This is a genomic window from Marinisporobacter balticus (assembly GCF_004345705.1).
Classification (GTDB): Bacteria; Bacillota; Clostridia; order Peptostreptococcales; family Thermotaleaceae; genus Marinisporobacter; species Marinisporobacter balticus.
In genome coordinates this window covers 21,377-34,997 of record NZ_SLWV01000003.1, presented here as the reverse complement: position 1 = coordinate 34,997, position 13,621 = coordinate 21,377, and the positions used below count along the sequence as shown (strand labels likewise).

Below are 13,621 nucleotides of genomic sequence, written 5' to 3'. Positions count from 1 at the left end.
CTCTGTACTATTAATTTAACCAATCTGAAACAAATTATATCTAGTATATTTTAGTTGTTGTGTAACAGAATGGTAACGATGCGTCCTTAAAGACATAGTTCTTGTATATTCGTACCAAATTGATGTATAATTCTGTTTTTTAAAGCGCTATTTTTTTCAAGAGACAAGGTTTTATCTTCATTCATGAGAATTTCCGCTTCTTTTTGTACTTGCTTTAATATATTGATATGTTTAAAAAGATTTGCAATTCTAAGCTCAGGTAGACCATGCTGCCTTGTTCCAAAAAATTCTCCTGGTCCTCTCAATTCTAAATCTTTCTCAGAAATGATAAAACCATTATTGGTCTCTTCCATAATTTCCATTCTCTCTTTTGATAAAGGACTTTTACTATAATTTAATAAAATACAATGGGACTGATATTGTCCTCTGCCTACTCGTCCTCTTAATTGGTGTAATTGAGCTAATCCAAACCGCTCACTATTTTCTATAATTATAATGGATGCATTGGGTACATTTACACCTACTTCTATTACTGTAGTAGATACAAGGACTTGTATTTCTCCTTTTTTAAATCTATCCATAGTTTCATCTTTTTCACTAGATTTCATCTTTCCATGCAATAGTCCTACACTACAATCTTTTAAATAATTTTCTTTTATTTCTAAATAAAGTTCTTGGGCAGATTTCGCATCTATATGCTCTGAATCCTCAACGAGCGGGGCTACAATATATACTTGTCTTCCTGACTCAATTCTTTTTTTTGCAAAATGATATATATTTTTTCTTTTTGTTTCATCTGCCACATGCGTCTTTATTTTTTTTCTCCCTGGAGGTAGTTCATCTATGATCGATACATCTAAGTCCCCATAAAGGATTAATGCAAGGGTTCTAGGTATCGGTGTTGCAGTCATAACCAATACATCTGGATTCGTTCCTTTATTTGATAATATACTCCTTTGCCTCACCCCAAATCGATGTTGTTCATCTGTAATAACCAGTCCAAGTTTTTTAAAATGTACATTTTCTTGAATGATTGCATGAGTTCCTATTATAATATCTATATGTCCCGCTTCTAGTTGTTTTAAAATTTCTTCCTTTTTCCTTTTAGGGACACTTCCAGATAGCAACCCAATTCTCAGACCAAAGGGTTCTAAGAGCTCTTTTGCCGAATCCATATGTTGCTCCGCTAAGATCTCCGTTGGCGCCATTAAAACCCCCTGATATCCATTTAAAACTGATTTGTATAACGCAATAAGCGCAACAATTGTTTTTCCAGATCCCACATCCCCTTGCACAAGTCTATTCATAATTTTTTCACTTTTCATGTCTGTTTCTATTTCTTGTAATACCCTTATTTGTGCATTGGTTAATGTGAAAGGCAAAGCTGCTATCAATTCTTTGCATTCTTTTTGTTTTTGGAAAACAATTCCTTTTTGATTATTATTAAATTTATTCTTAATTAGCCATAATCCCAATTGTAAAATCAACAATTCTTCAAAAACTAATCTGTATTTTGCAATTTTTAATACTTTTGGTGAACTCGGGAAATGAATATTCCCTAGAGCATATTGAATATCACACAGCCTATTTCTTTTTATTGTATCCGCAGGAAGGTACTCATACATGCTCTCTCCATATACGTGTAAAATATTTCTACTTAAATTGATCATATCCTTTTGGGTAAGTCCATGTGTAAGATTATAAATGGGAATAATACTATTTACAGTTGTTGTATTCCCCTCTATAAATTCATAACTCGGATGGATAATTTGTACCTCTCCAAATGCCTTCTTTATTTTTCCATGTAGGTAAATTCGATCTCCTTCTTTAAATATATCTTTTGTAAATGGTGCATTATAAAATATAGCGCAAGCTACTCCCGTATGGTCTTTTATAGGAATCTTATAAATTTTTAAGCCTTTTCTAATTGATTTTTCTTGCACACTCTCGTAGATATTTACTTTTATAGTGATTTTTTCATTATCTTTTGTATCTGCAATATTTTTCATTTCCCGTCGGTCTTCGTATGATTTTGGGAAAAAGTACAACCCATCTTCAATACTATAAATATCTATTTTTTCTAAATATTTTAACCGCTTTGGTCCGACCCCTTTTATAAACTGGATGGATTCTTTCAAATCATGCATGCGCTAACCTCCCCCATAAAAGAATAAGAAATGACGCTCGCCATTTCTTATTCTACAGAGAATATGTAATAATAAAGTGGCTGCCCACCATAGTAGACTTCAACATCTATTTCTTCATATTTCCCACTAATTCGATCCGCTAATCGCTGCGCTTTCTCTTCCTCACAATCTTCTCCATAAAAAATTGTAATGATTTCATCATCATCCTCAATCATACCTTCTAGCAATCTATAGGCATCGTCCTCAACACTTTTTCCTACTGCCGTAATCTTTCCATCAATAATTCCTAATATATCTCCTTTTTCAATAGGCATATCATTAAATTGTGTATCTCTCACAGAATAAGTAACTTGCCCAGTTTTTATATTCTTTAGGGCTTCCGTCATCATTTCAATATTTTTTTCAAGGCTTGATTCTTCATCATAAGCTAAAATCGCCCCAATTCCCTGTGGTACCGTTTCAGATGGAATAACAGTAATCTCTTTATCACTTAATTCCTTTGCTTGATTCGCTGCTAATATGATATTACTATTATTTGGAAAAATAAATATATGTTTTGCTTGAATACGATCTATCGCTTCTTTGATATCTTGCGTACTTGGATTCATGGTTTGTCCACCCGTAATCATTTCATCAACATTTAAATCTTTAAATATATTTGTTAGTCCGTCACCCATGGTAACAGCGATCATTCCAAATTCTTTCACTAACATAATGTTCTCATCATTTTTCGCTTCAAAGATTTTATTTTCATGTTGCTGCCTCATATTGTCAATTTTAATCCGTGTAAGTTGCCCTAATTCTAATCCATTTTCCAAAATCATCCCTGGATTATTTGTATGAATATGTACTTTTACTAAAGATGCATCTCCTACAACTAACATACAATCCCCATAATTTTTAATCTTTTGTTTGAATTTTTCAATATTTATATTACTTCCTTGAACAATAAATTCTGTACAATATCCAAAGGTAATATCTTCTGTTTCTTTTAAATCTTCTTTTATAATATCTATATTGCTATGAGACTCTAAATTCACTTTTTTGCCTGTTATCGCTTCATAAAATCCTTTAAAAATAAATATAAGACCTTTCCCACCAGCATCAACAACACCTGCTTCTTTTAAAATTTTTAGCATCTGAGGTGTCTTATTTAAAGCTTGTTCACCATGATTTATAATATCTTGTAGAAAGGTTATAACATCTTTTTCTCTCTTTGCTATTTCAACCGCTTTTTCACCTATTTCTCTGGCAACTGTGAGGATCGTCCCTTCTATGGGCTTCATAACTGCCTTATAAGCAGTATCAGAAGCACTTTTAAAGGCATCTGCTAAATCTATCGTTGTTAATTGATCTTTCCCTTTAGCACTTTTCGTAAATCCTCTAAATAGTTGTGATAAAATCACACCTGAGTTCCCTCTCGCGCCCATCAAAGATCCATTTGCCATTGCATCTACCACATAATCTATGCTGTTTTCCCTTGTTTCTTTTACTTCTTTTGCTGCTGCATTCATTGTAAGGGACATATTTGTACCTGTATCTCCATCTGGAACGGGAAATACATTTAAGGCATCTACTACAGATCTATTTGCCTCAAGAATATTCGCTCCTTGAATAATCATCTTTTTCAGTAACAGTCCATCAATTTCATTGATTTTCAACTTCGTACCTCCTCAAATTACTTCTGAACTCTAACACCTTGTATATTAATATTTACTTTCTTCACTTGTAATCCCGAAATCATTTCTATATTATACTTTACTTTGTCTATAATATTTTGTGCAACAGTCGATATTCGTGTGCCAAATTCAACGATAATAAAAAGATTTATAACAATTTTATCATTTTCAGATTTAATTTTTACACCTTTACCTAGATTTTCACGTCTTAATAGCTCAGATAATTCACTAGCAGTAGATTTTTTTGCCATACCCACTACCCCATAGCACTCCATAGCTGATATGCCCGCAATAGATGCTAAAACTTCATGATCTATGAAAATATTCCCTAATTCATTTTGTAATGTGGCTGCCATTTTCATCCTCCTTTTCATACCCTTTTAAGCTTAGTATGTACTTTAAAATCTATACTATATTTTATATGAATTCAAATAACTATTCAACTTAAATACCATTTTATTGAATATGCAAAATCTTTTATATGAATATTTTTGTATAGTAGTTGCAAAAAACACTAAAGATATGGTAAACTATTAATGTTTGCAATATGTTGTATATGTTCTCGAAGGAGGTGTAATATATGTCAAAATCATGTGACGTATGTGGAAAAGGTAGAATAGCTGGTAATACTGTAAGTCACTCTAATCATCATACAAAAAGAGTTTGGGGTGCGAACATAAAGAAAGTTAAAGCTGTAGTTGACGGTTCTGCGAAAAGAATTCACGTTTGTACTAGATGCCTACGTTCTAATAAAGTTGAAAGAGCGATATAGCTTTCTAAAGCCTGCCTTCATTGGCGGGCTTTATTTATTTATATGCTAATAATGGCAAAACAGTTTATATCCTATGCAAATCATAGCCAAGCCTGTTAAAATGAGCCATACGCTCTTAGGAAGGACTATAAATGCAATAATAGCAACCCCAATGGATAAAAGCATGAATCTAATCACTGTTTTTTCTATTCTTCTCCAGATATGCTTGTATTTTCTCCTCCTCAAAATTGTCCCCTCCTATTCAAATAATTTTGAATAATAGTAAGATAAAAATGATACATAAACCACCTAGCATACAATACCAAATCCATAATGGTATAAACTCTATAAGAATAATTGTCCCTCCTAGCGCCAATAATATTCCTAATATTCTCCTAATGCATATTTTTTTGCCCAAAACACCACCCCATTATATTTCTTTTTAAATTGTAATTATTATATACTATTCATCTTTCTTAAATTTAGATACAAAAAAAACCCATTTAAATTGGGTTTTTAATCTCTAGCCTTTATCAATAGAATTTTTCCTTTTTTAATGGATACCACCGCTCTTTTGTCAATAAATTTATTACTAATGCCAATCGTTTGTCCCATTGATATGGTTGCATCATAAAGCGGATATTCAAGTCCTTGTAAAGTAATCCCTTCCACCTTCTGTGTTAAAGGAATGATGGATAAGACTTCTCCTATTTCACCTGCTATTGCTATTTCTTTATCTACAATCATAATTTCATTATGATCATTTATAATTTTAGCTTGTATATTCTTCTTTAATAATGGCAATAGCAATGTAATATTTGCAATGGTATGATCCATTCTGCTCCCAATCACTCCTAAGAATAGAATTTCAGTAACACCTTTTTTCAAAGCATATTTTATAGCAAGCTCCGTATCCGTATAATCTTTCTTTTTAGGAAATCTATAAAAATCTACATTTCTATCTTTAAAGAATTTTTTTGCACTTTCATCAATCGAGTCTAAATCTCCAACAATGGTATGGGGAAGTATGTCCATATGTAATAAATGTTTTGCTCCCCCATCGGCACATACAATAAAATCACAATCATTGATTAATTTCCCTATTTCTTCATAATCAACAATATCTCCATTTGCTATAATCACACATTTCATGAAAGGCCTCCACTTATATATGATCTATTTGATCTCTAAACAATTTTATGGTTTCATCTATATTATCTGTATTAAAAATAGCAGATCCTGCAACCAATATATTGGCTCCTGCTTTTACAGCATCTGCTGCATTATCAAGTTTGATACCTCCATCTACTTCAATATCTACATCTAATTTTTTATCATTAATCATTTTTCTTAAATCTTTTATTTTATTCAGTACAGATGGAATAAATTTTTGTCCGCCAAATCCAGGATTCACAGACATTAATAAAACCATATCTGTCTCTTCAAGTATATATTCAATAGTACTTAGAGATGTAGCAGGATTTAAAGATACCGCTGCTTTTACCCCGTGAGATTTTATATTTTGAATTGTCCTATGTAGATGTGGACAAGCCTCTACATGTACTGTTATAATATCTGCTCCATATTTCACAAACTCATGAATATATAAATCAGGATTTTCAATCATCAAATGTACATCAAACGGAAGCCTTGTTTTCCCTTTAATGCTATTTAGTATTAATGGTCCTATTGTAATATTGGGTACAAAATGTCCATCCATTACATCAATATGGAGTAGATCAGCACCTGCCTTTTCAACTTTTTTTATATCTTCTAATAAATCAGCGAAATTTGCTGATAATATGGATGGTGCAATTTTTACCATGGTTAGTATCTCCTTTTTTCTTTAATTTCTTTTAATAACTGAATATAACTTTCATATCTAGATTTACTAATGAATTGATTGCGTACTGCTTCCTTTACAGCACATTCTGGTTCGTTTACATGTTTACATCCGTTAAATCTACAAAACTCCATTCTTGAAATAAACTCTTTAAACAAAAATTGCAATTCTTCCTCTTCTATAAAATCTAAATTTAAGGAACTAAATCCAGGGGTATCTAATACCCATCCTCCTAAATCTAATTCTAATAATTCAACATGCCGTGTAGTATGCTTTCCTCTCTTATTCTTTTCACTGATTTCGCCCGTTTTTAGAGAAAGATTTGGTTGGGTTGCATTTAAGAGAGAAGACTTTCCAACCCCTGACGGCCCTGCAAACACTGTTATTTTATCTTTTAATATGTCTTTAAAAGTTTCTATCCCTATGCCTAATTTTACACTTGTTCCAATTACTTTATAACCTGCATCCGTATAAAGAGTTTGTAGTTCTTTATACCGTTTTTCATCTAAATCTATTTTATTAAAGCAAACAACCACATCGACCCTTTCATATTCTGCCATTACTAAAAACCTATTTAAAAGCATAAGATTTGGATCTGGTTTCTTTACTGCAAAAACAATGATTGCTTGATTTACATTTGCAACAGGTGGTCGAATAAACTCTGTATCTCGATCCATTATTTCCTCAACAACACCTTGTTTTGAAACATTATTAATTGTTATTTTCACCCGATCTCCTACTAAAGGAATTATTTTTTCTTTTCTAAATTTTCCTCTTGCTCTACATTCATATATACCATCTTTTGATTGAACATAATAAAACCCACCAATTCCTTTTGTAATAATCCCATCAATCATAGATCTTCCCCGTTTCAAAATCTATTTGCTTTGTGGTTATAAGGGTATTATCAAAGTAAATTTCAATGGTTGCTTTATCTCTACCTTGAATCGTTATTTTCTCTTTTCCACTTTTGGATTTATAATGGGTTGCCCTATATACATCCGTCGAAATACCATTTTGAATTTTAACGATTTTTAGAACAAAAGCTTCTGCTTTTGCCTGATCATAAAAGAGTGGAAAAGAAATAGATTTCATTTGCAATTCATCTTCTTCAGGAGGTTGACTTACTTCCTCAGGTCCTTTACTTACTACTAGATTTATTACTTTTCTCTCTTCAATTTCAGAACCTGCTTTGACACTCTGTGAAATAACAATATCTTTTTCAACCGTATCGTCAAATTTTTCTTCGATTTTTTCTAATTTAAGCCCTGAAGTTTCAAGGGTGTTTTTCGCCTTCTCAATCATTTCTCCTACTAAATTTGGCATTAGAATCGTTCTAATCTCTGGCCCTTGACTGACAACAAAGTTTATTTCTGATCCCTTAGCTACTTCCTTTCGTGCCTCTGGACTTTGGCTAATAATGATGCCACTTGGCAAAGCATTGTAGTCATATTGAACCTTTCCTTCTTCTAGCCCTGCATTATCTAGCATATAGCCTATCTCATTTATGTTTTTATTTGTAAAAGATGGCACCTCTACTAATTCAGGCCCCTTACTCACCGTTAATTTTAATGTATATCCTGCTTTACGTATTTCACCAGCTACTGGATCTTGCTCAATGATATATCCTTTTTCATATTGATCACTATTCCTCTCAGCCGCTAGTTCTACACCAAACCCGAGATTTTCTAAATTATTTTTTCCCTCTTCATAGGATTTTCCGATTACTGATGGGATCGCTTTCTCTGGGATAATAAGCTTATCTTTTAAATAAAACACAAGTCCCGTAAAAAGAATTGCTAAAACAAATGCTGTTGCAATGGCTCCTAACACAATGGTACGATTACTTTTTTTACTTTTTTTACTTTCAAACCCATCATTTAATTGGATGTCTTCATTTTTAATAACAGGAATCACTTGCGTTGGACTATCATCATCTTCTTCAAATTTCACAAAACTTCCCCCTGGTTGTATTAATGTCTGCTCTAAATCTTCATGGATCTCTTTCGTACTGTTATACCTTTTACTCTGATCCTTTTGTGTAGCCTTCATAATAATATCTTCTAGCGCTTCTGGTATATACTCGTTTATCAAGGAAGGCGGTATAATATCTTCATTAATATGCTTAAGGGCAACCGATATTGGACTCTCACCTTCAAATGGCACTTTTCCCGTCGCCATTTCATAAAGAACAATACCAAGAGAATATAAGTCAGACTTTTCATCGATATATCCACCCCTAGCTTGCTCCGGCGAAAAGTAGTGTACTGATCCTATGATGTTTCCCGTATTCGTTACAGTTGAAGAAGTAACCGCCCTAGCAATTCCAAAGTCTGTAACCTTCACTCTTCCATCATCTGTGATCAATATATTGTGCGGTTTTATATCTCTATGCACAATATGGTTGTTATGGGCATGTTGTAATCCTAGGGAAATTTGTTTTCCTATATCTATAATTTCGTTTGTACTAAGAGGCCCTCTTTCTTTAATTATTTTCTTTAATGTCTTTCCTTTTACATATTCCATGACAATATAATATATATCATTTTCATCATTTCCAACATCATAGATATTTACAACATTTGGATGAGATAAACTTGCTGCAGCTTGTGATTCTTTTCTAAAAGATTGAATAAATTCTTCATCACTTGTAAATTCACGCCTCAATATTTTCACAGCCACATATCTATTTAACAGATTGCATTTGGCTTTATATACTAAAGCCATACCACCTCCACCAATCTTTTCAATAATTTCATAGCGATCACCTAATATTTTTCCTATCATTTTTTCACCTCGATTCTTCTACACTTAACTATTTTTTACTGCTACTACTGTAATATTGTCATATCCGCCTCGTTCATTTGCTAGTTCCACAAGATGCTCACATGCATATTGCATATTTTCACAATCTATTAGTGCATCTTTTATTTCTTCTATTTCTATCAAATTAGATAGACCATCTGTACACAAAAGGATGATATCATCAACCCCTAAGTCCAATATATATAGATCGATCTCTATACTTTCTTCCGTTCCTAACGCACGTGTAATCATATTTTTTTGCGGATGCATCCTCGCCTCATTTTCAGTAATACTTCCATTTCGCAAAAGTTCTGCCACAAGTGAATGGTCCTGCGTAATTTGTACAATGTCCTCTTTATGAATTAAGTGCGCTCTACTATCTCCTATATGTGCTATATACACCTTTGCTAATATAAGTATAATGGTGAGTGTAGTCCCCATGCCTTTACAGGCTTCTTCTCTCTTAGATTTTAAAAATATATTTTTATTGGCTTCTAAAGTTGCTTGTTTCAAAATTTCACAAACCGTTTCTTCATTGCTATTCAAGAGTACTTCTGTATGTTTTTTCATAAATTTTTTTATAGAATCGATCGCCTCATGGCTAGCAACTTCTCCTGCATTATGCCCCCCCATTCCATCTGCAACCATAAACAAATTTAGCTTTCCATTTGATATGTAATAAGCATCCTCATTTATTTCTCTCACTTTCCCAATATGAGAATATGCTCCGCTTTCCATTTACTCACCCCACAAATTATCGTACTTGCTTTTTCGACTTTTATTTATATACAATCCCTATTATACCACATTCCTATCCAATTGTAGACGGATTACTTATGCTTTCTTCTTTAATTTACAAATAAAAAACCCATCTGTCCCATGTATATTTGGATATAATTGTAATATTTTTTGTTCTCCCCTAAAATTTATGGGGAGATAGTCATTGATATCTCGTATTTCAAAATCCTCATGGCTATTTATAAATTTTTTGATCACATCTATATTTTCTTGACTCTCTATGGTACAAGTACTATATACTAAAATCCCATCTTTTTTTACATAGTTACTAGCATTATTTAGGATGTCAAGCTGTAGTTTTGCAAGTTGTTTTGTATCCTCTGGCTTTTTATTATATTTTAATTCTGGTTTTCTTCTTATGATTCCAAGTCCTGAACAAGGTGCATCCACTAACACTTTATCCGCTTGTCCATAAAGGTTTTCATCCGTTTCTTTTGCATTAAAAACTTCTGTCTTAATAATTTCAATGCCAAGCCGTTTGGCATTATCGTTGATTAATTTTAGTTTGTGTTCATAGATATCTCGCGCTAATATTTTCCCTTTATTTTTCATTAACTGGGCAATATGTGTCGTCTTCCCTCCAGGCGCTGCACAAACATCTATAACAAATTCTCCAGGCTTTGGATCAAGTACATGCGCAACTAGCATAGAACTTTCATCTTGAATTTGGAAAAATCCTTCTTTGTAGATCTCCATTTCTGCAATGTTTTTTAAATTTCCAATATGAATGGCTTCTTCTACATAAGTGTCCTCAAATACATCTATTCCTTGTCTTATTAATTTCTCTACTAGTTCTTTCTTCGTCGTCTTTAATGTATTCATACGAACTGATAGTTTTGGGGTTTCATTATTTGCCTTGAGAAGTGCTATGGTAAAGTCTTGTCCAAATTCTTTTAACCAAGACTCTACCATCCATTTAGGATGGGAATACGTAATACAAAGGTGCATAACTTGATTTTCACTTAGTGTTGGTACTTTTATATTTTCTCTATCTCTAATAAAATTTCTTAAGATCCCATTTACAAATCCAGATGCTTTAAAGTCAATTTTTTTCACTAACTTCACACTTTCATTCACTGCTGCAAATGATGGTATTTTATCAAGGTAAATCAATTGATACAATCCCATCCTAAGAATATTTAATACTTTAGGATCAATTTTTTTCATTTTAATCTTTGAAAGTTTACCAATCATAAAATCTAAATAAATCTTATTTTCTAAAACACCATACACCAACTCTGTAATCAATCTCCGATCTACAGATTCTACACTTTTTCCTTTTAATTGTCTATTCATTGCGATATTAGAATAAGCATTATTTTCCTCTATGTCTATCAGTATATGATAAGCACATTTTCTTGCATTTATTTTTTCCATAATTCCTCCTATATAAATGAATGCACCCAAAGAGGGTGCATAGTTAGTCTCTTCTATTTCTTAGTAAAATTAACCTCAGTAATAAAATATTGAATCGTTTCTTCAACTTTTTTTAAATTTACACGCGTATTTACACAAGGCCCTTCTGGCCTTTCATTGAGGATCCCTATGACTGGTATATTTTTCACATCTAATATACCACTACTCAAATCTCTCTCACAAGCTACCGCAATAATTGCTTTTGGTTTCGTTTCCTTAATAATTTTTCTTGCTAATGTACCCCCTGTTGCTACAAACAACTTTATATTGTATTTTTCTTTTAACTCAATTAATTTGTCTATATCGCATAGCCCACATCTTTTACAATTGTCAATATGGTTTGTTATTTTATGTGGACAACTTGATTTTTGAAGACAATGGGGTAATAATACTAAAATTTCCTCAGCCACTACATGGGTGTTTGATAATAATATGAGCCGATTATTTAATTCTGAAAAAACGCTTCTTATTTTATTTTTATCTAAGCCTAGTAACCGAGAAAGGTTTACTGTATTCGTATATATAAAACTTAATGAAATTTGTACTATTTTTCTTGAAATACAAGAAATGCTTTTGCCCTTTAGTAGTTTTATGATGATAATCCCATTCATAAATAGTAAGAGACTAATAAATGTAGTTACTATTACTAGTATATTCAAAAAAATCTTGTATAATACCATATTACTAGAATGAACTAAATAAAATGACAAAACAGCAACGATACTCGATACAATAATCAATAAAAAGAGTATGGTAATAAAAAAAACATCATTTTTTTTTATAGAATTTTTAATCATTCCATTCACCTAAAATTACATCTTTTTCTATTTCATGACCTCTTAAATAGGCATCCACCGTCATACGTTTATTATTTAAAAATTGTATTTCTTCTAAAACGAGTATCCCCTGCCCTGTAGCTACAAATAAACCTTCTTTATCTACTTTTATAATTTTTCCTGGAATTTCATTACAGATTTCATTTGCTACCTTTGCACGCCAAACTTTAAATTTCTCCCCTTTATAAGTGCTAAAAGCCGATGGCCATGGATTTACACCTTGAATCAAACAGTCAATAGACTGTGCCGTATTTTTCCAATCTATTTTTCCTGTGTTTTTATCCATCATAGGCGCATAACAACTTTCATCATCTTTTTGTTTTTCTCTAGGTACTTGGCTTTTTTCAAATAATACTAAGGTCTCTCCCAACAATTTTGCCCCTAATAAAGATAGTTCATCATGAAGTTCTCCAGCTGTTTTATTTTCAATTCTTGTTTCCTTTTTTAATATCATATCTCCAGTATCTAAACCTATATCCATATACATGGTTGTTACACCTGATATTGTCTCTCCATTAATAATTGCCCAATTAATAGGGGCTGCACCTCTATATTTAGGTAAAAGGGATGCATGTACATTTACACATCCTAACGGTGGAATATCTAATATTTCCTTTGATAAAATCTGCCCAAATGCAACGACTACGATACAATCTGGTGCTAAATCTCTTAGTTTTGCAACAACACTTTTTTCTTTTATTTTTTCAGGCTGAAGGATTGGTATGTTATGTTCTAATGCCTTTACCTTTACAGAAGGAGGCGTCAATTTCTTTCCTCTGCCTTTTGGTCTATCTGGTTGCGTTATTACGCTTACTACATCATGTCCTTTTTCTATTATTTCTGTTAAACAAGGAACTGCAAACTCAGGTGTTCCCATAAATACAATTCTCATAAGTACCTCCTACTTATTAATAACTTTATCCGTGAATAATATGCCTTCTAAATGATCAATTTCATGACAAAGAGCTCTTGCAAGCAGATCTTCTCCTTCAATCTCTATCATTTGACCCTTTCTATCTAAACCTCTTACTTTTACCCATTTCGGTCTTTTTACATCTCCTGTAACACCTGGAACACTCAAGCATCCTTCTGCATCGATCTGCTCTCCTTTTTCTTCGATAATTTTAGGATTAATAAGTTCTATAATGCCGTCTCCTATATCTATTACAGCGATTTTTTTTAGTATTCCAACCTGTGGTGCTGCAAGCCCTACGCCATCAGCAGCATACATTGTATCTACCATATCATCTATGAGTGTGAGAATTCTTTTATCAATTTTTTCTACCATTCTTGATTTTTTTCTTAATGTTGGATCTCCATCCTTCACAATATTTCTAATAGCCATA

The 13,621-nt window shown here is 32.4% G+C and carries 14 protein-coding genes; 1 reads left to right on the top strand and 13 read right to left on the bottom strand.

Going from position 1 to position 13,621, the window contains the following annotated elements:
• Positions 1 to 86: 86 nt before the first annotated feature.
• Genes recG through EV214_RS03105 form a run of 3 tightly spaced genes read right to left on the bottom strand, consistent with a single transcriptional unit; the run spans position 87 to position 4,182 of the window.
• Positions 87 to 2,147 carry an ATP-dependent DNA helicase RecG gene (gene recG / locus EV214_RS03115; RefSeq protein ID WP_132242620.1) on the bottom strand — a complete coding sequence of 687 codons (2,061 nt, stop codon included), beginning with the start codon at positions 2,145 to 2,147 and terminating at the stop codon, positions 87 to 89.
• Between the two features lie 47 nt (positions 2,148 to 2,194).
• A complete protein-coding gene (locus tag EV214_RS03110) occupies positions 2,195 to 3,808 on the bottom strand; it encodes a DAK2 domain-containing protein (protein ID WP_132242618.1) in 1,614 nt (537 codons plus the stop codon).
• 17 nt (positions 3,809 to 3,825) lie between these two features.
• Positions 3,826 to 4,182, bottom strand: coding sequence for an Asp23/Gls24 family envelope stress response protein (locus EV214_RS03105; RefSeq protein ID WP_132242616.1), 357 nt, complete (start codon positions 4,180 to 4,182; stop codon positions 3,826 to 3,828).
• A gap of 224 nt (positions 4,183 to 4,406) precedes the next feature.
• On the opposite strand from EV214_RS03105, the gene rpmB reads away from it, so the two are divergent.
• The gene (gene rpmB, locus EV214_RS03100; RefSeq protein WP_132242614.1) at positions 4,407 to 4,598 is read left to right on the top strand and encodes a 50S ribosomal protein L28; all 192 of its coding nucleotides are present in this window, start codon (positions 4,407 to 4,409) and stop codon (positions 4,596 to 4,598) included.
• Between the two features lie 45 nt (positions 4,599 to 4,643).
• On the opposite strand, the gene EV214_RS03095 is transcribed toward rpmB, so the two are convergent.
• The 10 genes from EV214_RS03095 to def all read right to left on the bottom strand — a co-directional run bounded on the left by EV214_RS03095 (position 4,644) and on the right by def (position 13,620).
• Positions 4,644 to 4,823, bottom strand: coding sequence for a hypothetical protein (locus tag EV214_RS03095; protein ID WP_132242612.1), 180 nt, complete (start codon positions 4,821 to 4,823; stop codon positions 4,644 to 4,646).
• Between the two features lie 270 nt (positions 4,824 to 5,093).
• Positions 5,094 to 5,729: a thiamine diphosphokinase gene (locus EV214_RS03090; protein WP_132242610.1), complete on the bottom strand. Its 636-nt coding sequence runs from the start codon at positions 5,727 to 5,729 to the stop codon at positions 5,094 to 5,096.
• 13 nt (positions 5,730 to 5,742) lie between these two features.
• A complete protein-coding gene (rpe, locus tag EV214_RS03085) occupies positions 5,743 to 6,402 on the bottom strand; it encodes a ribulose-phosphate 3-epimerase (RefSeq protein WP_132242608.1) in 660 nt (219 codons plus the stop codon).
• Positions 6,403 to 6,404: 2 nt separating this feature from the next.
• Positions 6,405 to 7,277, bottom strand: coding sequence for a ribosome small subunit-dependent GTPase A (gene rsgA / locus EV214_RS03080; RefSeq protein ID WP_132242606.1), 873 nt, complete (start codon positions 7,275 to 7,277; stop codon positions 6,405 to 6,407).
• Positions 7,270 to 9,207 (bottom strand): Stk1 family PASTA domain-containing Ser/Thr kinase, encoded by a 1,938-nt coding sequence (pknB, locus tag EV214_RS03075; protein WP_132242604.1) that lies wholly within the window; start codon positions 9,205 to 9,207, stop codon positions 7,270 to 7,272. Before pknB ends, rsgA begins: the two co-directional genes overlap by 8 nt.
• Before the next feature lie 24 nt (positions 9,208 to 9,231).
• Complete coding sequence (locus tag EV214_RS03070; protein WP_132242602.1) at positions 9,232 to 9,963, bottom strand: Stp1/IreP family PP2C-type Ser/Thr phosphatase; 732 nt, start codon at positions 9,961 to 9,963, stop codon at positions 9,232 to 9,234.
• A gap of 96 nt (positions 9,964 to 10,059) precedes the next feature.
• Positions 10,060 to 11,400 (bottom strand): 16S rRNA (cytosine(967)-C(5))-methyltransferase RsmB, encoded by a 1,341-nt coding sequence (gene rsmB, locus EV214_RS03065; RefSeq protein ID WP_132242600.1) that lies wholly within the window; start codon positions 11,398 to 11,400, stop codon positions 10,060 to 10,062.
• A gap of 53 nt (positions 11,401 to 11,453) precedes the next feature.
• Entirely contained in the window at positions 11,454 to 12,236 is a 783-nt protein-coding gene (locus tag EV214_RS03060; RefSeq protein WP_132242597.1) for a DUF116 domain-containing protein, read from the bottom strand.
• Positions 12,229 to 13,167 (bottom strand): methionyl-tRNA formyltransferase, encoded by a 939-nt coding sequence (gene fmt / locus EV214_RS03055; protein ID WP_132242595.1) that lies wholly within the window; start codon positions 13,165 to 13,167, stop codon positions 12,229 to 12,231. Before fmt ends, EV214_RS03060 begins: the two co-directional genes overlap by 8 nt.
• Before the next feature lie 9 nt (positions 13,168 to 13,176).
• Complete coding sequence (gene def / locus EV214_RS03050; RefSeq protein ID WP_132242593.1) at positions 13,177 to 13,620, bottom strand: peptide deformylase; 444 nt, start codon at positions 13,618 to 13,620, stop codon at positions 13,177 to 13,179.
• Position 13,621: the final 1 nt, after the last annotated feature.